Below are 25,359 nucleotides of genomic sequence, written 5' to 3'. Positions count from 1 at the left end.
TTTTGGGCGCTCGGAAAGTGTCCACCCTGTCCCCGCGCACCTGTCAGCCATGTGTCCGGTCCGTGCACCACAGTGCTAAAGTCCACCCCTCGATTTTGCTTTTCCCAAGGAAACCGTTATGCCGGACGCAACGTCCCTCAGCGCTGGATTCATGGTGGTCCACGGCAATCGCCTGGACGAACTGCGTAGCCTGGTGGTCAGTTGGATGCGCCGCTACCCACTGGCGCCTTTGGAAAACGAAATCGCCCTGGTACAAAGCAACGGTATCGCCCAATGGCTCAAGCTGGCCCTGGCCGAAGATCCGGAAGAAGACGATATGGGCGGTTGTGGCATTGCTGCTGCAATCGACGTGCAACTGCCTGGCAGCTTCATGTGGCAGCTCTACCGCATGGTCCTGGGCCGTGACGAAATCCCTCCGAAATCCCTGCTCGATAAAGCCCCGCTGACCTGGCGCCTCATGCGCCTGTTACCCGAGCTGATTGACCAGCCGCACTTCGAGCCTTTGCAACGCTTTTTGACTCAAGACACCGACCTGCGCAAACGCTACCAACTTGCCGAGCGCCTGGCTGACTTGTTCGACCAATACCAGGTCTACCGCGCTGATTGGCTGGAGGATTGGGCCGCAGGCCGCCACCAACTACGCAATGGTCGAGGCGAATCCAAACCGCTCGACCCTGCCAATTGCTGGCAAGCCGAATTATGGCGTGCGTTGTTGCTGGATGTGGGAGCAGAGGGCATGGCCCAAAGTCGAGCCGGCGTTCACCAACGCTTTATCGAACGTATCAATAGCCTTGAAAAAGCGCCGTCCGGCTTGCCTTCCCGGGTGATTGTCTTTGGCATTTCATCGTTACCGGCCCAGGCATTGGAAGCGCTGGCGGGTCTGGCCCGTTTCAGCCAAGTCCTGCTTTGCGTGCATAACCCTTGCCGCCACCACTGGTCCGACATTGTCGCCGACAAGGACCTGCTGCGAAACGAATACAAACGCCAGGCGCGCAAAGCCGGTATGCCGGTCATCATCGACCCCCAAACCCTACATCAGCACGCCCATCCGTTGCTCGCCGCGTGGGGCAAGCAAGGCCGTGATTACATCAGCCTGCTGGACAGCTACGATGACCCCAACAGCTATCGGGCCGCATTCCGTGACGGTCGCATCGACCTGTTCAGCGACAGTGAACCCACCACGCTGCTCAACCAGCTCCAGGACGATATCCTCGAACTGCGCCCGCTGAATGAAACTCGTGAGCTGTGGCCCCCTGTTGACTTGGAGCACGATGCTTCGATCCGCTTCCACATTGCCCACAGCGCCCAGCGCGAAGTGGAGATCCTCCACGACCAATTGCTCCAACGCTTCAGCGCCGAACCAACTTTGCGCCCCCGGGACATCATCGTCATGGTCCCCGACGTCGACAGCTACGCGCCACACATTCGCGCAGTCTTCGGCCAGCTCGAACGAAATGATCCACGCTTCATTCCTTTCACGCTTACCGACCAAGGCCAGCGCGGCCGCGACCCTCTGCTGATCGCCGTCGAGCACCTGCTGAAACTTCCCGACAGCCGTTTCCCCGTCAGCGAGATCCTCGACCTGCTCGACGTGCCCGCCCTGCGCGAACGTTTCGCTATCAAAGAGCGCGACTTGCCCACCTTGCATCGCTGGATCGAAGGCGCCGGCATCCGCTGGGGCCTGAATGCTGAGCAACGCGCTGGTTTAGGCCTACCCACAGAGCTGGAACAAAACAGCTGGCGATTCGGCTTGCGTCGTATGCTGCTGGGCTACGCTGTGGGCACCGGCATGGCCTGTAATGGGATTGAGCCCTACGATGAAATCGGCGGCCTTGATGCGGCATTGATCGGCCCGCTGGTCGCCTTGCTCGACGCCTTGAGCGATGCCCACCAGGCGTTGTCCCAACCCGCCTCCCCCCAAGCCTGGGGCGAGCGACTGCAACGCTTGATGCAGCTGTTTTTCCTGCCCAGCAGTGAGCATGATGACTACCTGCTAGGCCAGCTCGAACAACTAAGAGAGACTTGGCTGGAAACCTGCGAGTCCGTTGGCTTGCAGGACGAGTTGCCGCTTACCGTGGTCCGTGAGGCGTGGTTGGCCGGACTGGATCAGGGGCGCCTGTCCCAACGCTTCCTAGCGGGAGCTGTCAATTTTTGTACCCTCATGCCCATGCGTGCAATCCCGTTCAAGCTGGTCTGTCTGCTCGGCATGAATGATGGTGATTACCCGCGGGCCCAGCCGCCCCTGGACTTCGACCTGATGGGCAGCGACTACCGCCCCGGTGACCGTTCACGCCGCGAAGACGACCGCTACTTACTGCTTGAAGCGCTGCTCTCGGCCCGCGACCAGCTATATATCAGCTGGGTAGGGCGCAGCATCCGCGATAACAGCGATCGCCCAGCCTCGGTGTTGATTGGTCAACTGCGCGATCACCTCGCCAGCGGCTGGCAGCACGCCAAAACCGATACACCGCTGATTGACGCAATGACCCAGGAACATCCTCTGCAGCCCTTCAGCGCCCGCTACTTTCACGAAGGCGATCCGCTGTTCAGTTATGCCCGCGAATGGCAATTGCTGCATGAAACCCCGGTCGCCGTCGGCCCAGAAAATACGCTGGCGCAACACCAACAGGACGAGCCGCTGAGTCTTGGCCAGTTGCAGGACTTCCTACGTAATCCGGTTAAACACTTCTTCAGCCAGCGCCTGAAAGTGTTCTTTGAAGCTGCCGAAGTGCCCCTGGCCGACGAAGAGCCCTTCGTGCTGGACGCACTGCAACGCTACAGCCTCAGTGACAGCCTGCTGAGCGCCGCACTGACCCAACCCGATCACCTCGATCAGGCCCTCAATGCCCAGGCGCTGCGCCTGCAAGGCAGCGGACTACTGCCGATGGTCGGTTTCGGTGAGTGCCTGCGTAACGAACTGATCGAGCCATTGCCTGACCTGGTGCAGCGCTATCAACACCTTCTGGCCCTTTGGCCAACCCCGCATACCGCTGCTGAACCGATCAGTTTTGAGTATCAGGGCATCCAGCTGGAAGGTTGGATCAGCGGCCTGCATCGACGCAGTGATGGCGGTTTGTTAAGTGTCACCACCATCCCCAACAGCATTGGCTCAATCAAGAGCCGCAAGTGGCATCGCCTGATCCGACCCTGGGTCAATCATGTGGTGGCCTGCGCCTGTGGCCTGCCATTGAGCACCGGCCTGGTGGCAGGTGATGACACCTTGCTGCTGGCTCCGCTGGACAAGCCCATTGCGCAGGAAATCCTTGGCAACCTGCTGCTGGCCTGGCACACCGGCATGAGCACGCCGCTACCCGTCGCGGTGAAAACCGCCTTTGCCTGGCTCGGCCAGACCGATCCCGTCAAGGCCCAGGCCGCGGCCAGCAAAGCCTACGAAGGCGATGGCATCACCACCGACGGCGAACGCCGCGAAACGCCCGCGCTCACGCGGCAATTTCCCGACTACGCCGCCTTGGTTGCCAGCGAAGAGTTCGAAGGCTGGTGCGAAACCCTGTATCGCCCACTGCTCAACGCCCCGTGGCGATCACTCACCAGCGCGGAGGCCGGCTCATGATCGGCAAACCCCTGGCCTTGGCATTCCCGCTCAAAGGCAGCCAGTTGATCGAGGCCAGTGCCGGCACTGGCAAGACCTTTACCATCTCTGCCTTGTACCTGCGCCTGGTGCTCGGCCACGGCGGTGATGAGTCCGGTTTCGGGCGCGAACTGCTGCCGCCACAAATCCTCGTGGTGACGTTCACCGACGCCGCTACCAAAGAGCTGCGGGAGCGCATCCGCATCCGCTTGGCCGAGGCCGCGCGTTTCTTTCGCGACGAAATCGAGCAGCCCGATGCGTTGATCGCCGACCTGCGCGATCAGTACCCCCCGGAGCAGTGGCCCGCCTGCGCCAACCGCCTGGACATCGCCGCGCAATGGATGGATGAAGCCGCCGTCTCGACTATCCACAGCTGGTGCCAGCGCATGCTGCGCGAACATGCGTTCGACAGCGGCAGCTTGTTCACCCAGACCCTTGAAACCGACCATAGCGACCTGCTGGGCGAAGTGCTGCGCGACTACTGGCGGCTGTTCTGCTACCCGATGCACGACGACGCGCTCAACTGGGTGCGCAGCCATTGGGGCGGCCCCGCTGCACTGATGCCGCGAGTGCGTGCGCTGTTCGGCAGTGAACGACCCACCGATGAAGGTCGTGAGCCGGCGCAGCTGATCAACGCCTGCCTGCAAGAACGTCGCGCAGCGCTGGTAAGCCTCAAGGCGCCTTGGCAACAATGGGCCGTCGAGCTGCGGGATATCTGCCTGCAAGCTGTTGCGGCCAAAGCTGTCGATGGTCGCAAAATGCAAGCGCGCTACTTCGAACCCTGGTTCGAGAAGATCAGCGCCTGGGCCGCTGATGAAGCCCTGGAACAACTGGACATCGGCACCGGCTTCACGCGCCTGACGCCCGACGGCATGGCCGAAGCCTGGAAAGGTGAGCCGCCGCAGCACCCAGGGATCGAGGCCATGGCGAGCCTCAAAGCCAGCCTCGACGCTTTGCCAACGCCAGACGCAGCGGTGTTGCAACATGCTGCCCGCTGGGTCGGCAAACGCTTCGAAGAAGAAAAGCGTCGCCGCGCAGAGATGGGCTTCGACGACATGCTGATTCGCCTCAACGCGGCCCTTCAAGCCGACGGGGGCGAGCGCCTGGCCAGTGTGATCCGTGAGCAATTCCCGGTGGCGCTCATTGATGAGTTCCAAGACACCGACCCTGTGCAATACAGCATCTTCGACAGCATCTACCGCATCGAGGAGAACCACCTCGACAGTGGCCTGTTTCTGATCGGCGATCCCAAGCAGGCGATCTACGCCTTCCGCGGCGCCGACATCTACACCTACCTGCGCGCCCGGCAGTCCACCACCGGCCGTCATCACACCCTGGGCACCAATTTCCGTTCCAGCCATGCGATGGTCGAGGCGGTGAACCACGTGTTCCAGCGGGCTGAAACCGGCCGGGGGGCGTTCCTGTTTCGCGAGTCCAATGGCGAAAATCCAGTGCCGTTCCACCCGGTATTGTCCCAGGGTCGCAAAGAACAGTTGCAGGTCGACGGCCAGACGCTGCCGGCCATGAACCTTTGGCACCTGCCCACCGACCAGCCGATTTCCAACGCGCTTTATCGCCAACAACTGGCTGCTGCCTGTGCCACGCAGATCGTCGCGCTGCTCAACGGCGGGCAGCAAGGCACGACGGGGTTTGTCACGAAAGACAGTTTCACCGGTGTGCTGCCCTCAAACATCGCCATCCTCGTGCGCGACGGCAAGGAAGCCCAGGCCGTACGTGCTGAACTGGCCAGCCGTGGCGTGCGTAGCGTGTACTTGTCGGATAAAGACTCGGTGTTCGCCGCCCAGGAAGCCCACGACCTGTTGGCCTGGCTCAAGGCATGCGCCGAGCCGGATGTCGAGCGCCCGCTACGCGCTGCCCTTGCCTGCGTCACCTTGAACCTGTCGTTGGCGGAACTGGAGCGCCTGAACCAGGACGAATTGGCGTGGGAATCCCGCGTTATGCAGTTCCGGGGTTACCGCTCGATCTGGCGTACCCAAGGCGTGCTGCCGATGCTGCGCCGCCTGCTCCACGACTTCAAGTTGCCGCAAACCCTCATCGCCCGCAGTGATGGCGAGCGTGTGCTGACCAACCTGTTGCACCTCAGTGAGTTGTTGCAACAAGCCGCGTCGGAACTCGATGGTGAACAGGCGTTGATCCGTCATCTGGCCGAACACTTGGCGCTGTCGGGCCAGGCTGGCGAAGAGCAGATCCTGCGGCTGGAAAGCGATGAGCAACTGGTCAAGGTGGTGACCATCCACAAATCCAAAGGCCTGGAATACGACTTGGTGTTCCTGCCGTTCATCTGCTCGGCCAAACCGGTGGATGGCAGTCGCTTGCCGCTGCATTACCACGATGAACAGGGTAAGTCCCAAGTGAGCCTGCGGCCGACGGCCGAGCTGATTGCCCAGGCCGATGATGAGCGCCTGGCCGAAGACCTGCGCTTGTTCTACGTGGCGTTGACCCGCGCCAAACACGCGTGCTGGCTGGGCATCGCCGACCTCAAGCGCGGCAATAACAGCAGTTCGGTTTTGCACCTCTCGGCCTTGGGCTATCTGCTGGGCGCCGGTGCGTCGCTAGGCGAATCCGCCGACCTGGCGCGCTGGCTGTTGGACTTGCAGCAAGGCTGCCCGGCCATCAGTTATGCACCTGTGCCAGATGCGCAAGACATCCTGTTCCACCCGCCACGCAATGAAGCGACCCTGCTGGCGCCGTTGCTGCCTAAGCGCAAGGCTGCGGAAAACTGGTGGATCGCTTCCTACAGCGCCTTGCGCATTGGCGACAGCATGAGCGCCGCCAGCCTCGAAGCACCGGAAAGCCCGCAGGCCCAGAAGCTGTTCGACGACGAACGCCTCGACCCGGATGCACCACGGGAAGTGGCGGCGTCCGGCGGTGACATTCACCGTTTCCCACGCGGCCCTAATCCAGGCACCTTCCTTCACGGGTTATTGGAGTGGGCCGGTGAAGAGGGTTTCAACGTGACGCCTGAGGCGATCGAAAAAGCCGTGGGCGCACGCTGTAATCGCCGCAACTGGGAGGGCTGGATCGTCACCCTCAGCGGCTGGCTGGGTCATCTGCTGCAAACGCCGCTGCCCCTGTGCAACGACCACGTCACCCTCAGCGGCCTGAAGCAGTACCAGATCGAAATGGAATTCTGGTTCGCCAGCCACAAGGTCGATGTGCTCGCCCTCGACAAGCTGGTGTGCCAGCACACCCACGGCGGTGTCTCCCGCGTGGCCGCTGAGCCGGTGTTGCTCAACGGTATGTTCAAGGGTTTTATCGACCTGACGTTCGAGCATGATGGCCGCTACTACGTGGCGGACTACAAATCCAACTGGCTCGGTCCCGACGATTCAGCCTACACCGTTGATGCCATGGAGCATTCGATCCTCGAGCATCGGTACGACCTGCAATACGTACTTTACCTGCTGGCCCTGCATCGTCAGCTCAAGGCACGCCTGCCGGATTACGATTACGACCAGCACGTCGGCGGCGCTCTATACCTGTTCCTGCGCGGTACCCAGTCGGTGAGCCAGGGCGCGTATTTCACCCGGCCCCCCCGTGAGCTGATCGAGGGGCTGGACCTGCTGTTCCAGGGCAAGCCCATCCCGCCCAAGGTTGAGCCCGCCTGGGAACAAGGAGTGCTGCTATGAACCTGTCGCCGTTACCGCTGGAAGAGCTGGCGCCCCTGAGCCGCGCCGCCGACCTGCTGCAACTGTTGGAGCGTTGGGTCGACCGTGGCTGGTTGCGTGCCTTGGACAAAGCCTTCGTCGGCTTCCTGCATGAGCTTGATCCACAGGCCGATCCTCTGGTGCTGTTGGCGGCGGCCTTGACCAGCCATCAGTTGGGTCATGGTCACGTCTGTCTGGATTTGTTCGAAACCCTCAAGGCCCCGGACTTCGCCCTGTCACTGCCGCCTGAGGGCGACCCGCACACCGGCGCCATGCTGCTGCCGTCGCAGCTGCTGCATGGCCTGGACGGCGCCCATTGGTGTCATGCCCTGGCGTCCAGCCAACTGGTCGCGCTGGCGGTCGAGGGCAGCGCAGCCGCCCAGAGCCGACCGTTGGTGTTGTCCGGCAAGCGCCTGTACCTGCGCCGCTACTGGACCTACGAGCGGCGTATCGACAGTGCCTTGCGTCAGCGTCTTGCGAGCGTGGAGAGCGTTGCCGATGATCTGCCGCAGCGCCTCAATCGCCTGTTCGATCAACCGGCTCCGGATGGCGTGATCGACTGGCAAAAACTCGCCTGTGCCCTGGCGACCCGCGGCCCATTCAGCATCGTCACCGGCGGCCCCGGCACCGGCAAGACCACCACGGTGGTGCGCCTGCTCGCGCTGTTGCAAGCGCCCGCCGTGGAGTCCGGCAACCCGTTGCGTATTCGCCTGGCCGCGCCCACCGGTAAAGCCGCCGCGCGCCTGACCGAATCCATCAGCCAGCAAGTGCTGTCGCTGACAGTGGCCGACAACGTGCGGGAAAAAATCCCCACTCAGGTCACCACTGTCCACCGTCTGCTGGGCAGCCGCCCGGGAACCCGACATTTCCGTCATCACCTGGGTAACCCGTTACCTCTGGATGTGCTGGTGGTGGATGAGGCCTCGATGATCGACCTGGAAATGATGGCCAACCTGCTCGACGCCTTGCCGGCCCATGCACGCCTGATACTGCTGGGCGACAAGGACCAACTGGCATCGGTGGAAGCGGGAGCCGTACTCGGCGACTTGTGCCGCGATGCCGAAGCCGGCTGGTACAGCCCGCACACGCGCCAATGGTTGCAAGCGGTCAGCGGCGAAGACCTCAGTACCAGTGGCCTGCAAGAAGACCTCGATGGCAGTCATCCCCTGGCCCAGCAAGTAGTGATGCTGCGCTATTCGCGCCGCTTCGGTGAGGGCAGCGGCATCGGCCAACTGGCGCGTTGGGTTAACCAGCAAAACGCCGAAGAGGCCCGCCAGCTGTTGGCCGCACGCCGCCACGACGACCTCTTCTGCGTCAGCCTCAAGGGTGAACATGACCACGCACTTGAGCGTCTGGTTCTGGACGGGCAGGGCGAGGGTGCCCAAGGTTATCGCTACTATCTGAACCTGCTGCAATCGGCACGTCCATCGCTGGATACGCGGCGGGACGACCCTGCCTGGACCCATTGGGCGCAACAGTTGCTGCAAGCCTTCGACGCGTTCCAGCTGCTTTGCGCCGTACGCAAGGGCCCTTGGGGCGTTGAAGGGCTCAACCTGCGCATCACCGCGGCGCTGCGCAAAGTGCGCCTGATCGAAGGCGATGAGCATTGGTACGAAGGCCGTCCGGTGCTGATGACCCGTAACGATTACGGCCTGGGCCTGATGAACGGCGACATCGGCATCGCGCTGAAATTGCCCGAAAGCGACGGTGGCCCCCAGGTGCTGCGCGTGGCCTTTCCGCGTAACGATGGCCAGGGCGGCGTGCGCTTTGTATTGCCCAGCCGGCTCAATGACGTGGAAACCGTCTTCGCAATGACCGTGCACAAATCCCAGGGCTCTGAGTTCACCCATACCGCACTGATCTTGCCGGATGCGCTCAATCCGGTGCTGACGAAAGAGTTGATCTACACCGGTATTACCCGCGCCAAGCGCTGGTTCAGCCTGATCGAGTCGCGCAGCGGCGTGTTTGAGGAGGCCGTGCGCCGCAAGGTCAAACGCTTGAGCGGGTTGATGCTGGAATTGGATGCCGTGCCTGAAAAAACTGACTGATAGGTCATGCAATATTTCTTATTCAGCTGTCTGATTTTTCTGAAAAAATAGTGCGCCCCCCGCAAACCGTGTTTCGTGGGGTTTTCCGCCGCTGTGCTATCGTTGCGGCATCACCTTGGAAAAACACCTGAGAGAATTGCTGCATGAACGTGGCTGGCTCGCCCACTGAGCGTAGTTTGAGCTGGAGACGCATGTTACTGGTGGCGGTTCTGTGCCTGCTGGTGACGCCTCTATGGGCACAGACCCAAAGCCTTGCCGAGCAGCGTGCCCAGGCGGTTACCCAAGTGGTGCTCGGTATCCTCAGCTACGCCCGATGGCCGGTAGAGCCTGCGCAGTTGCGGCTGTGCGTTGTCGGGCCGACCCAATACACAGACGATCTGGTCAAAGGCACCACCCAGGCTACCGGCCGTCCGGTGCTGGTGCGGCGCCTGCTGGTCGATCATCCCGACATCGTCAACGCCTGCGACGCCGTCTACATCGGCAAGCTCACCGCGGACGAACGCAGCCGCTTGTTCACCTCACTGATTGGCCACCCGGTACTCAGCATCAGCGAAGGCGGCGACCAATGCACGGTGGGCAGTCTGTTCTGCCTGCGAGTGAGCGATGAGCAAGTATCGTTCGAGGTCAACCTGGATTCCGTCGCCCGCAGCGGCGTGCGCATCCACCCCAGCGTGTTGCAGTTATCTCGCCGTCGAGCGCCAGGGTCATGAGCGGCACTAAGGTGCGGCCGACCCTGCGCTCGGTGATTGCCCGTGGGCATATGATCCTGGCCCTGGTGGCGGTCACCCTGGCCAGTGTGTCCCTGACCCTGCTCGGCGTACTTGCCCTACGGGTCTACGCCGAGCACAACCTGCATCTGATCGCCCGTTCCATCAATTACACCGTGGAAGCGGCGGTGGTGTTCAATGACAGCGCGGCGGCCACCGAAGCCCTGAGTCTGATTGCTTCCACCGAGGAAGTGGCCCAGGCGGAAGTTTTCGATATCAATGGCAAGTTGCTGGCGCGATGGGTACGCCCGGAAACCGGCATGTTGTCACGTGTCGAGCTGCAAATAGCGCACGCCCTGCTTGAACAGCCCATCAGCCAACCGATCCTGCGCCAAGGGCAAACCGTGGGCAGCATTCACCTGGTCGGCCACGGTGGCAGTCTATTGCGCTTCTTGCTCAGCGGCCTGGTCGGGATTCTGATCTGCACCGCCCTCAGCGCCTGGGTGGCCTTACACTTGTCGAGGCGTCTGTTGAATGGCATCACCGTGCCACTGCAACGCCTGGCCGCCGTGGCCCACGCGGCCCGCAGCGAGCGCGACTTCGACCGCCGCGTTCCCTCCGCGCAGATCGCCGAACTCGACAGCCTGGGCAGCGACTTCAACGCCTTGCTTGGCGAGATGGAAGCCTGGCAGAGCCACTTGCAAAGCGAGAACGAAACCCTGGCTCACCAAGCCAGCCACGACAGCCTCACCGGCCTGCCCAACCGCGCGTTCTTCGAAGGCCGGTTGATCCGTGCCTTGCGCAGCGCAGCCAAGGTCAACGAGCAAGTGGCGGTGCTGTTTCTCGACAGTGACCGCTTCAAAGACATCAACGACAGGTTCGGCCACGCCGCCGGCGATGCCGTACTGGTAGCCGTTGCCGATCGCGTGCGTGCGCAACTGCGCGAGGATGACCTGGTGGCGCGCCTGGGGGGCGATGAATTTGCGGTGTTGCTGGCGCCCCTGCACAAGGCCGAAGACGCCCAGCGCATCGCCGACAAGATCATTGCCAGCATGGACTTGGCGATCCCACTGCCTGGAGACACCCAGGTATTGACCTCCCTCAGTATTGGCATTGCCATATATCCCGATCATGGCGCCACTCCCGGCACCTTGCTCAACGCCGCCGATGCGGCGATGTACCAGGCCAAACGACTGTCCTCGGGCGGCCAGCAAACGGCGGAGTCGGAACGCCCCGTCGTCAACGTTCAACACAGGAGTTGATTCCCTTGTTCGCTAACACGCGCGTTTTGTTTATTTCTTTACTCGTTGCCTTCCTGGCCCTCAGCGGCTGCCAGACGCCACCGCCCAAGGGCCTGACCCCGGCGCAAGTCGCCGTGCTCAAACAACAAGGCTTCGAGCTGACCGACGAGGGCTGGGCCTTCGGCCTGTCTGGCAAAGTGCTGTTTGGCAGCGACGTTGAAGCCCTCAACAAACCCAGCACCGACATCGTTGAGCGCATCGGCAGCGCCCTGGTTGGCGCAGGCATCGAGCGCGTGCGCGTTGACGGCCACACCGACGCTTCCGGCAAAGAACCCTACAACGTGGCGCTGTCCCTGCGCCGCGCCAAAAGCGTGGGCAACGTGCTGACCCGCGTGGGTATGAAAGAAGAGAACGTCCAACTGCGCGGCCTGGGCAGCAGCGAGCCGGTGGCATCGAATACGACAACGGCAGGCCGAACCGAGAATCGGCGGGTATCGATCGTGGTGATCGCGGACTAAGGCAATTCACCCGCCTCAACCTGAAATACATTCAAAATGTGGGAGGGGGCTTGCTCCCGATGGCGGTGTGTCAGTCAGCACATTCAGTGACTGACACACCGCCATCGGGAGCAAGTCGAATCGTCGCACCGCCCCTCCCACATTTGTTTTGCGGTGTGTTCAATCGGCAAACCGCATCTCCCGCGTCTCCCCCATCAACAACCCCTGATTCTGCTCCGTCACCTCCCTGATGTAATCCCACAACAACGTAATCCGCTTCAACTTGCGCAAATCCTCCCGGCAATACATCCAGAACTGCCGCGTAATCGCAATCTGCTCGCCCAGCACGGGTAACAGGCGCGGATCCTGCGCCGCCAAAAAACACGGCAATATCGCCATCGACCGCCCTTGCTGTGCCGCCACGTACTGCGCGATCACGCTGGTACTGCGCAAACTGGCGCTGGCGCCTGGCACGACGTTGGCCAAGTACAGCAACTCCGAACTGAACGCCAGGTCATCCACATAACTGATAAACGGGTGCTCGGCCAAATCCGCGGGTTTGCGGATCGGCGGGTGCTGGTCGAGGTAATCCTGGGTCGCGTACAACTGCAATTTGTAGTCGCACAGTTTGCAGCACACATAGGGCCCGTGCTCCGGGCGTTCCAGGGCGATGACGATGTCGGCTTCGCGCTTGGACAGGCTGATGAAGTGCGGCAGCGGCAGGATATCTACTGAGATCGCAGGATAGGTGTCGACGAAATGGCTCAATTGCGGGGTGACGAAGAAGCTACCGAAGCCTTCGGTGCAGCCCATGCGCACGTGGCCGGACAGCGCCACGCCGGAGCCGGAGACTTGTTCGCAGGCCATGTGCAAGGTGCTTTCGATGGTCTCCGCGTAGCCCAGCAGCCGCTGGCCCTCGGTGGTGAGGACAAAGCCGTTGGTCCGGGATTTTTCAAACAACAGGGTACCGAGCGACACTTCCAACGAGCTGATGCGCCGCGACACTGTGGTGTAGTCCACTGCCAGACGCTTGGCGGCCACGCTGGCCTTGCGGGTGCGGGCTACTTCGAGGAAAAACTTCAGGTCATCCCAGTTCAGGGAGCCCAGGGAGGTGATGTTTTTTTGCATATTGGACCGGCTTTTATGTGCGTTCTTATTAGAAGTTTGCACATCTATACTCCAAAAACAGTCCGAACGCCTCATTCTTCAAGGCGATTCAACGCCTTGGTTCTCTGCATAAATACAAGATTCTGGAGACCACATGAACGCATCTGCCGATATTTCCGTGCAACAGGTCAAGTTGCTGATCAACGGCGAGTGGGTCGAGTCCAAGACCACGCAGTGGCAAGACATCGTCAACCCGGCCACCCAGCAAGTGCTGGCCAAAGTCCCGTTCGCTACTGCCGATGAAGTCAACGCTGCCATCGACGCCGCCCATCGCGCCTTCCAGACCTGGAAGCTGACGCCTATCGGCGCGCGCATGCGCATCATGCTCAAGCTACAAGCCTTGATCCGTGAACATTCCAAGCGTATCGCCGTGGTCCTCAGCGCTGAGCAGGGCAAGACCATTGCCGATGCCGAAGGCGATATTTTCCGTGGCCTGGAAGTGGTCGAGCACGCCTGCTCCATCGGCACCCTGCAAATGGGCGAGTTCGCCGAGAACGTAGCCGGTGGTGTGGATACCTACACCCTGCGCCAGCCTATCGGCGTGTGCGCCGGCATCACCCCATTCAATTTCCCGGCGATGATTCCGCTGTGGATGTTCCCGATGGCAATTGCCTGTGGGAACACCTTCGTCCTCAAGCCATCCGAGCAGGACCCGCTGTCGACCATGTTGCTGGTGGAGCTGGCCCTGGAAGCCGGTGTACCGGCCGGCGTACTCAACGTGGTGCATGGCGGCAAGGACGTGGTGGATGCACTGTGCACCCACAAAGACATCAAGGCCGTGTCCTTCGTCGGCTCGACCGCCGTGGGCACCCACGTGTATGACCTGGCCGGTAAACATGGCAAGCGTGTGCAGTCGATGATGGGCGCCAAGAACCACGCCGTGGTGCTGCCGGATGCCAACCGCGAACACACCCTCAATGCCCTCGTCGGCGCCGGGTTCGGCGCGGCGGGCCAGCGTTGCATGGCCACTTCGGTGGTGGTGCTGGTGGGCGCGGCCAAGCAGTGGCTGCCGGACCTCAAGGCCCTGGCGCAGAAGCTCAAGGTCAACGCCGGCAGCGAAGCCGGTACGGATGTCGGCCCGGTGATCTCCAAGCGCGCCAAGGCACGCATCCTGGAGCTGATCGAAAGCGGCGTGAAGGAAGGCGCCAAGCTGGAACTGGATGGCCGCGATATCAAGGTGCCGGGCTTCGAACAAGGTAACTTTGTCGGTCCGACCCTGTTCTCGGGCGTCACCACCGACATGCGCATCTACACCGAGGAAATCTTCGGCCCGGTGCTGGTGGTGCTGGAAGTCGACACCCTCGATCAAGCCATCGCCCTGGTCAATGCCAACCCGTTCGGCAACGGCACTGGCCTGTTCACCCAGAGCGGTGCGGCGGCGCGCAAGTTCCAAAGCGAAATCGATGTGGGCCAGGTCGGTATCAATATCCCGATCCCGGTGCCAGTACCGTTTTTCAGCTTCACCGGCTCCCGGGGCTCCAAGCTTGGCGACCTCGGCCCGTATGGCAAGCAAGTGGTGCAGTTCTACACCCAGACCAAAACCGTCACCAGCCGCTGGTTCGATGACGACACCGTCAACGATGGCGTCAACACCACCATCAACCTGCGCTGAACCTGGGAGACGACCATGAAGATTGCATTTATCGGCCTGGGCAACATGGGCGCGCCCATGGCCCGTAACTTGATCAAGGCTGGGCACGCGCTTAAGCTGTTCGACCTGAACCAGGCGGTACTCAAGGAACTCGCCGAATTGGGCGGCACCATCAGCAGCTCGCCCCGTGACGCGGCCCAAGGCGCGGAACTGGTGATTACCATGCTGCCGGCCGCCGCCCACGTGCGCAGCGTCTGGCTCAATGAAGACGGCGTGCTGGCAGGCATCGGCAAAGGCGTGCCAGCGGTGGATTGCAGCACCATCGACCCGCAGACCATCCGTGATGTAGCGGCAGCGGCGGCGAAACAGGGCGTGGCCGTGGCCGATGCACCGGTTTCCGGCGGCACTGGCGGCGCGCAAGCCGGGACGTTGACCTTCATGGTCGGCGCCAACCCGGAACTGTTCGCCACCCTTCAGCCGGTATTGGCGCAGATGGGCCGCAATATCGTGCACTGCGGTGATGTCGGCACCGGGCAAATCGCCAAGATCTGCAACAACCTGCTGCTGGGTATTAGCATGGTCGGCGTCAGTGAAGCCATGGCCCTGGGAGATGCACTCGGTATTGACACTCAAGTACTGGCCGGCATCATCAACAGCTCCACCGGGCGCTGCTGGAGTTCCGATACCTATAACCCCTGGCCCGGCGTGATCGAGACCGCGCCGTCATCGCGTGGTTACACCGGTGGTTTTGGTGCCGATCTGATGCTCAAGGATCTGGGCCTGGCCACTGAGGCTGCGCGCCAGGCGCATCAGCCGGTGATCCTCGGTGCAGTAGCCCAGCAGTTGTACCAGTCGATGAGTCAGCGCGGGGAGGGCGGTAAAGACTTCTCGGCCATCATCAATAGTTATCGCAAACCTCAATAAAGGTATGTTCCGAGAGCCCCCTTCGGGTGGGTTCTCGGATGTTGACGTGCATCTGCGTTCGCTTCACTTCAAGCACTTCCCGCGCCAACCCCTCGATGTCTCCTCTTAATACCCATCCCCGTTCTGATCAATGATTTTTGCTGCCTCGCATTACGCGAGCTCTGCAGCTATAGGCGTTTTATTACTAATGGACTAACTGGTTCGCATGAGCTTGTTTTGTGTGTGTGTCACCTTGAAATAAATTATTACAACTTAAGAGGCTTGGTATGTTTTCGCTGCTTTTTGATCATCAATTCATCATGTGGAATGCATGTGGAGAGTGCTTAATTATCATGTTGTGATAATGCAAACATAACTGATGCGTCTCATGTGTGTGACAAATCTGATCACTAAATAGACCTGCTTCGCACCGGTTTAGTTTTCCCTTTGATGTCGGCAATTGCCTCGCTAGTATCGGGTTGGCGGGTGTTGTCATGTGGGTGTGCCTGCGCAGTTTTTACCGAAGCGTTGTACTTTTTCCAGTTGTGCAGGTGCCTAAGAAATGGCTAGCGAAAGGAAGCGAACAGCGAGTTTTTCCGCACGGTCGACTGCTTCGACCCAAACCAGCCGGGAACTCGAGAAGGCCAGCCTTACGGCCCTCCATCTCTCCAGATTGCTTGAGTTATGGGCTTGCGGGCGCAGCCACTTGTTGCCTGTAGCAGCGCCCTCTGAACTTGCGAACCAGCCACATCAATTGGCGCCAGTGAGCGGCGAGTCTGAGCCCATCAACTCGCGACTGCGTGAAGAAACGGGCGTGGGTTGATCGCCACTTATTCTGGGCAATTCACTAATAACGCGAAAACAAATTTAGCGCTCGGCGGTAATCACCGCCGCGGGTATTCGCTCGCGCTGAGCTTTGTGTGTCCATAAATAGAACGGGTGAGAGATGAAAAACATAACAATTGTCGACAAGGCGACTGGGACGGCAACGGAACATGCCTTTGGAAATACCAGTCTCAAAGGCACCAGCATTGTAAAGTTGCCCTTCGGGCCTGAAAGCGTTCAGTCGTTTCAACAGTCCGGGCAGAATCTGGTAGTCACGTTGAAGTCAGGTGAGACCGTTACGGTCCAGAACTTTTTTGTGGTGGGCGCTGACGGTGCGACGAACCAACTGGTTCTGGAAAGTGCAGACGGTACATTGTTGCTCGGCAACTACTCCACACCCTATTCGGGCTTCACCTTCACTGAAATTTCGACCCTCGATGACCTGGGTGTCGCAGCCATCGCCGCGGACAGTTCCATCCCGAGTTGGGTGCTGTGGGGGCTGGGGATACTTGCCGTGGGTGGCGCCGCTGCGGCAATGAGCGGCGGCGGCGGAGGCGGTGGTCATCACGATTCACCACCCGCCGCTCCAGGGGCCGCGAGCGGCCTGGCCGTCAACGGTGCGGGCACCCTACTCACCGGTAAGGGCCAGGGCGGTACGACGGTGACCGTCAAAGATGCTGCGGGTAATGTGCTCGGCACGAGCACTGTCGGTGCAGACGGCAATTTCCAGGTCAACCTGGGCACGCCACAGACCAATGGTGAAACACTGCAGGTCACCCTCAAAGACGCTGCGGGCCAGGTTTCGCCGCCTGCGACCGTCGTCGCTGGTGACACCACGGGGCCTGCTGCTGCTTCAGAGCTGCAGGTCAGTCCCGATGGCTCTATCGTCAGCGGCAGAGGCGAACCCAACGCCACCGTTACCATCAGCGACGCCAACGGTAATGTGATAGGTACCGGCAAAGTGGGGGCCGACGGCAGCTTCCAGGTCACGCTGGACACGCCACAGACTAATGGCGAAACACTGAGCGTCGTACTCAAGGACGCTGCCGGCAACGTATCACCTGCCAGCCCTGTGGTGGCGGGTGACACAACTGCACCTTCCGCCCCGTCCGATCTGGCGCTAAGCGCCGACGGCGCAACGATCAGTGGTAAAGGCGAGCCCAATACCACCGTGACCGTCAAGGGTATCGATGGCAATGTCATCGGCACTGGGACGGTGGGGGATGACGGCACCTTTCAAGTCACCCTGAACACGCCTCAGGTCAACGGCGAAACACTCGCCGTCACCTTGAAGGACGCCGCGGGTAATGAGTCTGTACCGACTAACTTGGTCGCCGTTGATATCGATGATACCGATGCTGACGCTGACGCTGACGCTGACGCCGATGCCGACGCTGATGCCGACGCTGATGCGGATGCGGATGCGGATGCCGACGCTGATGCGGATGCGGATGCGGATGCGGATGCCGACGCTGATGCGGATGCAGATGCGGATGCGGATGCCGACGCTGATGCGGATGCGGATGCGGATGCCGATGCCGATGCCGATGCCGACGCTGATGCGGATGCGGATGCGGATGCCGATGCCGATGCCGATGCCGACGCTGATGCGGATGCGGATGCGGATGCGGATGCGGATGCGGATGCGGATGCCGATGCTGACGCTGATGCGGATGCCGATGCCGATGCCGATGCCGATGCCGACGCTGATGCGGATGCGGATGCGGATGCGGATGCCGATGCTGACGCCGATGCCGATGCCGATGCCGACGCTGATGCCGACGCTGATGCGGATGCTGACGCCGATGCCGATGCCGATGCCGATGCCGATGCCGATGCCGACGCCGATGCTGATGCTGATGCTGATGCTGATGCCGATGCCGATGCCGATGCCGATGCTGACGCCGATGCCGATGCCGACGCTGATGCGGACGCCGATGCCGATGCCGATGCCGATGCTGACGCCGATGCCGATGCCGATGCCGACGCGGATGCGGATGCGGATGCGGACGCCGACGCCGACGCTGATGCTGATGCTGATGCCGACGCCGACGCCGACGCCGACGCCGACGCCGATGCGGATGCCGACCTGGAAGCCTTCGACGATCTCGCCACAAGCGAAGTGACCATCAAACCCGTCACCTCCAACACCGGCCTGGCTGATATGCGTGTCTTCACCCTGCTGGGTGTGGGCGGGATCATCCTGGGCGATCACACCAAGGTGCAGGAGTTCTCCGTTGCCGAAGGCTCCAGTGGCACTCTGAACCTGCAGTTTGCCCAGGCCGATCTGGTTTCGCTGCTAGGGGGCGGGTTCACCGCGGCTCTGGAGGTGAGCGACGGTGCGGGTGGCTGGTTGCCGGTTCAGCAGGGCAGTAACGGTTCGGGCTTGCTGGATCTGTTGGGCCTGTTCGGTCAAAGCACCACTGCCGAGATCGAAGGGCTGCAGGCCGGGCAATACCGCTTCACGCTCAAGCTGGATCCGAACCTGGTCAGCATCGGCGCGGGTGCGACGGCTGTATTGAGCGTCACCAACGACAGCCTGACCGAGTTCACTGGCGAAGCCGGTCCCGAGGTGTCCGGCAACGTCATCACTGATCCTGGCGTTGGAGGTACCCCGGATGTGCCGGGCAACGGTGGGCCCGTCAAGGTGCAGGTCGAGGTCGGCGGTGAGTTCGTCGATGCAGACGCCACCACCGGCACGGTGCTGCAAGGCCAATATGGTCAACTGACTATTTTTGCCAATGGTGACTACAAGTACACCCCGAACGGCGATGTCGCCAACATCGGCAAAGTGGATGCCTTCGAATACCACTTGGTCAACGGTGCCGGTGGTTCTGCCGCCGCCACCTTGTATGTGCGCATCGACAGCCCAAGTGTCGACGTGACCTGGAACGCTACAGACCCATCGGCTCCAGGGACGGTCAACACGGTTGCGAACGATGACCTGGGCTCGGCGCAGATTGCGATCGTCAACCTGGTGACTGAGGCCAACGCGCCGGCCTTGACCTACAACCTACCGGCGATCGGCACGGGAACGGGCACGGGCGAAGTCATAGTGGTGGCTGCCGACTCTGTTGCTGCATTGAAAGTCGATGTCAGTGCTTCCGGCTTGACCCTGCTGCCATCCACGACCGTCAATCTGCAAAAGCTGATTGCAGGTGTATGGGAAACGCAACAGACCACCACCCAGTCGTCGCATACGTTCACCGGGCTGGATGCCGGTTCGTATCGGGTGACCGCATCCACAGGCTCGGTGCTGTCATTGTCGACCATCACGGTGGCTCAGACGTTGACCACTACCTTCACCACGCAATTTGTGGCAGGTGAAATGACCAACGCCACAGGCGACCTGTTGGCTGGCAGCCTGGCCGGGCCGGATGTGCTCGGCTCGCCATTGACGGTGTTGAGCGTGCTGGTAGCCGGGGCTTATGTGGTGCCTGGGCAGACGGGGGCGAAAATCGTCGGTGAACACGGCACGTTGACCGTCTTTGCCGATGGTAAATACGTCTATACGCCGGATGCCGGCCTGACGCTGGACGAGATTGGCCAGGTGGATAAATTCACCTACAAACTCACCACGCCGACGGGGCAGGAAGAGACCGCAGACGTGTACATCCGCATCGACTCGCCAGACCGTGACTTGGTCTGGGACGACGCCAACCCGGGTGCGCCTGCCACTGAGGGCGCCGGCATTGCCGCCACCCTGGGTGCGGCGGAACAGACTGCGGATGACGACGCCAACGTCGATGCTGAGCACCACGATGCCGTGGCGATCGATGACACCGACTTCACCCATGTCGATGCCGGCGCGGGTGCAAATGGGTTGCTGTGGGAAGGGGGGGATGCCGCCATTAACCTCACCGACCTGATTGGCAAAGTCAGCGATGTGCACAGTATCGACCTGAACGACGTCAGCGCGGTAGACCTGACGTTGAGCCTGGAAGACCTGGTGTCCATCACTGGGCCTGAGTCGGAGCGCTTGATGATCCAGGGCGATGATCAGGACAGCGTGCACCTGACAGGCGACTGGACTGGCGGTGTGACGCAAGTAGAGAACGGTCTGGAGTACGTGATCTACACCAGCCCGGAAGATCAGGCCCATCAGCTGTGGGTACAAAGCGGCATCAATGTGGTGTAACGCCAACCCCGATGACCGGGCCGCAAGGCCCGGTTTTCCTCACCAACGATAGTGCAGCGATGGAGCGTGACTGATGCCAGTCACGGTCCGTTGTTATCCCCATCCGGTTTGACAATAGTCAGGTGACTTGCAGTGAGGCATAAGAGTTTGGCCAACCAACTGTCTGCCACGGTTCTGGCAGTCGCAATGATCGCGCCAGGGATTGACCCGGTCACGGCCACGTCGCTTTTCGACGATGAAGAACCCGTCAACATCATCAGCCCCAGCAACCTGGGCACGAATTTACCGGGAGGGCCAACGGGCGTCAGCGCACCGGTGGCACCCCAACGCACTATACCGAGCAACCTCGACCTCATGCGGGCCATTCAGTTGGCCGTGGAGTGGCACCCGGCGATTGCCGAGGCGATCGGCCAGCTGTACCAACAAAACGAGAACGTGAACATCGCCCGTTCCGGGTACTACCCGCAAGTCAGTGGTGGCTTCAATTCGGGCTATGACAGCGGCTTGAGTGGCAATGGCCAAAGCCGAGCGTTTTCCTTGTCGGCGTCGCAGATGCTCTATGACTTCGGCAAGGTTTCCAGCTCAGTGGACAGCGCACTGGCGCGGGTCAGCGCCAGCCAGGCGGCCATCTTGCTGTCGATTGATCAGGTGGCCCGCGACACCTCGTTTGCGATGATCGAACTGCAACGCTCGCAACGGTTGGTAACCGTGGCACGTGAGCAGATCGAAGGTATTTCGGCGATTGCCGAATTGGCCAAAAAACGCAGTGACATGGGCGCCAGCACTCGCTCCGATCTGATCCAGGCCCGTTCGCGGGTCGAGGCGTCAATGGCGACCCAGATGCAATTCACCGCGCAATTCAATCGCTGGCGCAGCACCTTGAGCAGTTTGCTTGGTGCACAGTCACCGGTGAATGTGACCAGCGGTTTTCCGGCCAGCCTGGAACAGTCCTGCGTGGGCGTGGTGCCCGATGCAGCGGTCACGCCGACATTGCTGATCGCCCAGGCCCAGCGGGTCGATGCCTTGGCACTGATTGCACAGGCACGTGCCGAAGCCTTGCCCACGGTTTCGCTGGACCCATCCATCACCCACTACCTGGACAACAACGATGAGAGCAACCTGCCCGGCGGCCGCGATCGCACCCGCTATGGCGTGTTTCTCAACGTAAAGATGCCGCTGTACCAGGGCGGCGCAATCACCGCACGCAAGAGCGCGGCGCAACAGGCGCTGCGCGCGGCCGAGGCGGCCGACGATGCTGCACGGCTTGCCGTGCGCCAGGGTTTGCTGGAAGCCCGCGACCAGATAGGGAGCTTGTCGCAACGCTTGTCGACCTTGGATTTTCGTGAACGCAGCATCTCCGAGACCCGTGACCTTTATCGCCAGCAATACCTCGAGCTGGGTACGCGGCCGTTGCTCGACTTGCTCAATGCCGAGCAGGAAATCCACCAGGCGCGCATGGATCGGGAAAACACCGCGGCTGACCTGCGTCGCCTGAATATCGATTGCCTCTACAACACGGGCGGGCTTCGCACGGCGTTCCATTTGGACAACAGCACCCTGCAGGGTGTGGAGATTCGGCCATGAATGAAGCCGTGAAACTTGATGACGACTTGAGTGCAGTGCAGCCCCCCCACACCTCGCCGCCGACGTTTGATTACGAGGTATGGCTGGAGGCAATTCTTGGCGTCGCCCGGCATTACCGCCTGGAGTGTTCAGCGCAAAGCGTGCGTCTCGCAGCCCAATGGAGCGACAGTGCGTCGGTGGAAGACGTCGTGCGGCGTATGGCGCGTCAGGCCGGGTTGAATTGTGTGATCGGCGACTTTTGCGCATCGACCTTGATGCAACGCCAGTTGCCGCTGGTGTTGCAGTTCGATGATGGCCAGGTCGGTGTGCTGGAAATCCTCGGTGAGGATGACAGCGTAGGCATCGCCTACAGCGGTGATGGCGGTTTGCAAAGTCGCCTCACTCACCGCGAATTGCTGGAGCAGGCACGCAAGACGGTGATCCTGCGGCCAATGCGCGCGGTGCGCGATACTCGGGTCGACGGCTACATCAAGCCCTATCAAAAGGACTGGTTTACCTCCATCGTGCTGCGTGACTTGCGGCCGTACGGCTACGTGATGCTTGCGTCCCTGGTCACCAGCGTGCTCGGCCTGGCCGGGGTGCTCTTTTCCATGCAGGTGTACGACCGCGTCATTCCCGCCGAATCCATGCCCACCCTGTATGTGCTGTTTGGCGGGGTAATGCTGGCGTTGATCTTCGACTTCATCATGCGCATCACCCGCGTGCGCATTACCGACATGCTCGGTAAACGCGCCGACCTGCGCGTCTCGGACCTGGTGTTCGGTCACGCCATCCGCCTGCGTAACAGCGCCCGGCCCAGGTCCACCGGTTCGTTCATTTCCCAGCTCAAGGAATTGGAGCAACTGCGTGAACTGATCACCTCGAGCACGGCGACAGCACTGGCAGATCTTCCGTTTTTTCTGCTGTTCCTGGTGATCTACTGGTTGATCGCCGGCCCGTTGGTCGCCGTACCCTTGGTGGCCGTACTGTTTCTGGTGGTGCCGGGCTTGCTGGCGCAGAAAAAACTCGCGGCGTTGGCCTCCGAGTCGATGCGTGAGGGCTCGTTGCGCAGCGCAATGCTGGTCGAAACCGTACAAGGCCTTGACGACATCAAAGCCCTGCAAGCCGAGCAGCGCTTTTCGCAGCAATGGAACCATTACAACGCCACCTGTGGCGATGCCAGCCTGCGGCTGCGGCTGCTCACCAATAAATTGGTGGCATGGAGCAACAACGTACAGGGCTCGGTGTTTGCCGTGGTCGTGGTGTTCGGTGCGCCCATGGTCATGGCCAGCGATATGACGACGGGTAGCCTGGTGGCCGCCTCGATCCTGGCCTCGCGAATGATGGCGCCGATGTCGCAGATCACCCAGGTACTGACACGCTGGCAGCAGGCCAAGGTGGCGCTGCAGAGTTTGAACCGCATCATGGAATTGCCGGTGGACCACGCTGAAGACAGCAAGCGTGTGCATTTACCGGTGGTGCGCGGTCATTACGTGCTCAATCAGGCGGCGTTCCAGTATTGCGACGAAGCCCCGGTGCCGGCGTTGTTGGTGGCGGATCTGCAGATCCAGCCGGGTGAGCGTATCGCCATTCTCGGCCGTAACGGCGCGGGCAAATCGACCTTGTTGCAGGCCTTGGCCGGAATGCTCGATCTCAAGAGCGGCAGTATCAGCCTGGATGGGGTTGCCCTGAGCCATATCGACCCGGCGGACGTGCGCCGGGATGTGGGGCTGATGACGCAAAACTCGCGTCTGTTCCACGGCACCCTGCGCGACAACCTGATCATGGGGGCTCCCCATGCGTCGGATCAGGAAATCCTCCAGGCCCTGGCCCTCACTGGGGCCGCCGACTTCATTGGCAAATTCGCCGACGGCATGGATCACCTGATCCTCGAAGGCGGCCTCGGCCTCTCTGGCGGCCAGCGCCAATCGTTGCTGCTGTCACGCTTGATCATTCGCCAACCGCAGATCGTCCTGCTCGACGAGCCCACCGCGTCCCTGGATGAAGCCACCGAGCGCCAATTGATTCAGAACCTGGACCGCTGGGCCGCCCATCGCACGCTGATTATCGCCACCCACCGCATGAGCGTATTGAGCCTGGTTAACCGCATCATTGTGGTCGACAACGGCCGGATCATCGTCGATGACAGCAAGGACAACGCCATTGCGCGGCTATCCAAACCCAAGGGGAAAAACCAGTGAAAACCCATACGCTGAAAAAAATCCCCCTGCTCGCCAGTGAAGACGAACAAATCGGGCGCCCCCACGAGGGTGTGGATGACAGCACAGTGCTGCGCTCCACACGCGTGGTGGCGTGGGTGGCGGTCATGCTTCTGGTGTTTGGCGCCTGGGCCTATGTGTTTGAAGTGGACGAGGTTTCCACCGGCAGCGGCAAGGTCATTCCGACCTCCCGCGAGCAAATCATCCAGTCCCTGGAAGGCGGGATCGTTACCGAGCTGAATGTGGGGGAGGGTGATATCGTCAAGCAGGGGCAGATCCTGGCCAAGCTCGATCCGACCAAGACTGAATCCAACTTCGATGAAAGCGCCTCCAAGTACCGGGCGTCCCTGGCCAGCGTGGCTCGGTTGCAGGCCGAAGTGAACGGCAAGCCGTTGGCATTCCCAGCGGAGCTGGCACGTTATCCGGCACTGATCAGTGCTGAAACCGATCTGTTCAACACCCGGCGCAAAGGCCTGGAGGAATCCTTGGCCGGCGTGCGTTCTTCCCTGGGGCTGGTGCGCAGCGAGCTGGAGATCACCGAGAACCTGGCCAAGGTCGGGGCTGCCAGCAATGTCGAGGTGCTGCGCCTCAAGCGCCAGAAGGCCGAACTGGAATTGAAGCTCAGCCAGGCGCGCTCCGATTACCTGGTGCGCGCCGGTGAGGACCTGGCCAAGGTCAACGCGGATGTCCAGACGCTGTCGTCGGTGATGCGCGGGCGTTCGGATTCGGTCACCCGCTTGACGTTGCGCTCGCCGGTGCGCGGTATCGTCAAGGACATTGAGGTAACCACCATCGGCGGGATCATTCCTCCCAACGGGCGGCTGATGCAGATTGTGCCGTTGGATGAACAACTGCTGATTGAAGCGCGCGTCTCGCCGAGGGACATTGCCTTCATCCATCCCGACCAGGTGGCCAAGGTCAAGATCACGGCCTATGACTATGCCATTTACGGCGGAATGGACGGCAAGGTGGTGACCATTTCTCCGGATACCATCCAGGACGAAGTCAAACCGGAAGTTTTTTACTACCGGGTGTTCATTCGCACGGATGCCGACACCTTGAAAAACAAAGCCGGCAAGTCGTTCTCGATCGTGCCGGGCATGATCGCGTCGGTGGACATCAAGACCGGCCGGAAAACCGTGCTCGACTACCTGATCAAACCAATGAACCGGGCACGCGAAGCGTTGCGAGAACGCTAGGGAG

The 25,359-nt window shown here is 61.2% G+C and carries 13 protein-coding genes; 12 read left to right on the top strand and 1 reads right to left on the bottom strand.

Annotation, left to right across the window (positions count from 1 at the left end):
• The first annotated feature begins 118 nt into the window (after window positions 1-118).
• The 6 genes from recC to BLU48_RS23355 all read left to right on the top strand — a co-directional run bounded on the left by recC (window position 119) and on the right by BLU48_RS23355 (window position 11,771).
• On the top strand, window positions 119-3,571 hold the full coding sequence (gene recC, locus BLU48_RS23380; protein ID WP_057025142.1) for an exodeoxyribonuclease V subunit gamma: 3,453 nt from the start codon (window positions 119-121) through the stop codon (window positions 3,569-3,571).
• Complete coding sequence (gene recB / locus BLU48_RS23375) at window positions 3,568-7,239, top strand: exodeoxyribonuclease V subunit beta (protein ID WP_057025143.1); 3,672 nt, start codon at window positions 3,568-3,570, stop codon at window positions 7,237-7,239. The genes recC and recB overlap by 4 nt, the downstream gene beginning before the upstream one ends.
• Window positions 7,236-9,305 carry an exodeoxyribonuclease V subunit alpha gene (gene recD, locus BLU48_RS23370; protein ID WP_057025144.1) on the top strand — a complete coding sequence of 690 codons (2,070 nt, stop codon included), beginning with the start codon at window positions 7,236-7,238 and terminating at the stop codon, window positions 9,303-9,305. Before recB ends, recD begins: the two co-directional genes overlap by 4 nt.
• A gap of 143 nt (window positions 9,306-9,448) precedes the next feature.
• Window positions 9,449-10,015 (top strand): regulatory sequestration protein YfiR, encoded by a 567-nt coding sequence (locus tag BLU48_RS23365; protein WP_057025145.1) that lies wholly within the window; start codon window positions 9,449-9,451, stop codon window positions 10,013-10,015.
• Window positions 10,012-11,274, top strand: coding sequence for a diguanylate cyclase DgcN/YfiN (locus tag BLU48_RS23360; protein ID WP_057025146.1), 1,263 nt, complete (start codon window positions 10,012-10,014; stop codon window positions 11,272-11,274). Before BLU48_RS23365 ends, BLU48_RS23360 begins: the two co-directional genes overlap by 4 nt.
• A gap of 5 nt (window positions 11,275-11,279) precedes the next feature.
• Window positions 11,280-11,771: an outer membrane lipoprotein YfiB gene (locus tag BLU48_RS23355; RefSeq protein ID WP_057025147.1), complete on the top strand. Its 492-nt coding sequence runs from the start codon at window positions 11,280-11,282 to the stop codon at window positions 11,769-11,771.
• A 159-nt stretch (window positions 11,772-11,930) separates the two neighbouring features.
• Here BLU48_RS23355 and BLU48_RS23350 read toward each other — a convergent pair whose 3' ends face one another.
• Window positions 11,931-12,878 (bottom strand): LysR family transcriptional regulator, encoded by a 948-nt coding sequence (locus tag BLU48_RS23350; RefSeq protein ID WP_057025148.1) that lies wholly within the window; start codon window positions 12,876-12,878, stop codon window positions 11,931-11,933.
• 133 nt (window positions 12,879-13,011) lie between these two features.
• Here BLU48_RS23350 and BLU48_RS23345 point away from each other — a divergent pair, with 133 nt between their 5' ends.
• The 6 genes from BLU48_RS23345 (at window position 13,012) to BLU48_RS23315 (ending at window position 25,355) form a co-directional block, all read left to right on the top strand.
• Entirely contained in the window at window positions 13,012-14,529 is a 1,518-nt protein-coding gene (locus tag BLU48_RS23345) for a CoA-acylating methylmalonate-semialdehyde dehydrogenase (protein WP_057025149.1), read from the top strand.
• 15 nt (window positions 14,530-14,544) lie between these two features.
• A complete protein-coding gene (mmsB, locus tag BLU48_RS23340; RefSeq protein ID WP_057025150.1) occupies window positions 14,545-15,432 on the top strand; it encodes a 3-hydroxyisobutyrate dehydrogenase in 888 nt (295 codons plus the stop codon).
• A 925-nt stretch (window positions 15,433-16,357) separates the two neighbouring features.
• Window positions 16,358-20,374 carry a BapA/Bap/LapF family large adhesin gene (locus tag BLU48_RS32130; RefSeq protein WP_197678338.1) on the top strand — a complete coding sequence of 1,339 codons (4,017 nt, stop codon included), beginning with the start codon at window positions 16,358-16,360 and terminating at the stop codon, window positions 20,372-20,374.
• Window positions 20,375-20,560: 186 nt separating this feature from the next.
• A complete protein-coding gene (locus BLU48_RS23325) occupies window positions 20,561-21,958 on the top strand; it encodes a TolC family outer membrane protein (protein WP_057025151.1) in 1,398 nt (465 codons plus the stop codon).
• The gene (locus BLU48_RS23320; RefSeq protein ID WP_057025152.1) at window positions 21,955-24,138 is read left to right on the top strand and encodes a type I secretion system permease/ATPase; all 2,184 of its coding nucleotides are present in this window, start codon (window positions 21,955-21,957) and stop codon (window positions 24,136-24,138) included. The genes BLU48_RS23325 and BLU48_RS23320 overlap by 4 nt, the downstream gene beginning before the upstream one ends.
• Window positions 24,139-24,188: 50 nt before the next feature.
• The gene (locus tag BLU48_RS23315) at window positions 24,189-25,355 is read left to right on the top strand and encodes an HlyD family efflux transporter periplasmic adaptor subunit (RefSeq protein ID WP_057025193.1); all 1,167 of its coding nucleotides are present in this window, start codon (window positions 24,189-24,191) and stop codon (window positions 25,353-25,355) included.
• The last annotated feature ends 4 nt before the right edge of the window (window positions 25,356-25,359 follow it).

It is taken from the genome of Pseudomonas synxantha, assembly GCF_900105675.1.
Lineage (GTDB): Bacteria > Pseudomonadota > Gammaproteobacteria > Pseudomonadales > Pseudomonadaceae > Aquipseudomonas > Aquipseudomonas synxantha.
The sequence above is the reverse complement of the archived record's forward strand: the minus strand, read 5'-3'. Positions and strand labels throughout refer to the sequence as shown.

What these genes read in the sequence shown, in the direction of transcription:
- BLU48_RS23320 (WP_057025152.1), top strand. Translation starts at nt 21,955, where the DNA reads ATGAATGAAGCCGTGAAACTTGATGACGACTTGAGTGCAGTGCAGCCC.
- BLU48_RS23325 (WP_057025151.1), top strand. Translation starts at nt 20,561, where the DNA reads ATGATCGCGCCAGGGATTGACCCGGTCACGGCCACGTCGCTTTTCGAC.
- recB (WP_057025143.1), top strand. Translation starts at nt 3,568, where the DNA reads ATGATCGGCAAACCCCTGGCCTTGGCATTCCCGCTCAAAGGCAGCCAG.
- recC (WP_057025142.1), top strand. Translation starts at nt 119, where the DNA reads ATGCCGGACGCAACGTCCCTCAGCGCTGGATTCATGGTGGTCCACGGC.
- recD (WP_057025144.1), top strand. Translation starts at nt 7,236, where the DNA reads ATGAACCTGTCGCCGTTACCGCTGGAAGAGCTGGCGCCCCTGAGCCGC.
- BLU48_RS23345 (WP_057025149.1), top strand. Translation starts at nt 13,012, where the DNA reads ATGAACGCATCTGCCGATATTTCCGTGCAACAGGTCAAGTTGCTGATC.
- BLU48_RS23365 (WP_057025145.1), top strand. Translation starts at nt 9,449, where the DNA reads ATGAACGTGGCTGGCTCGCCCACTGAGCGTAGTTTGAGCTGGAGACGC.
- mmsB (WP_057025150.1), top strand. Translation starts at nt 14,545, where the DNA reads ATGAAGATTGCATTTATCGGCCTGGGCAACATGGGCGCGCCCATGGCC.
- BLU48_RS23360 (WP_057025146.1), top strand. Translation starts at nt 10,012, where the DNA reads ATGAGCGGCACTAAGGTGCGGCCGACCCTGCGCTCGGTGATTGCCCGT.
- BLU48_RS32130 (WP_197678338.1), top strand. Translation starts at nt 16,358, where the DNA reads ATGAAAAACATAACAATTGTCGACAAGGCGACTGGGACGGCAACGGAA.
- BLU48_RS23350 (WP_057025148.1), bottom strand. Translation starts at nt 12,878, where the DNA reads ATGCAAAAAAACATCACCTCCCTGGGCTCCCTGAACTGGGATGACCTG.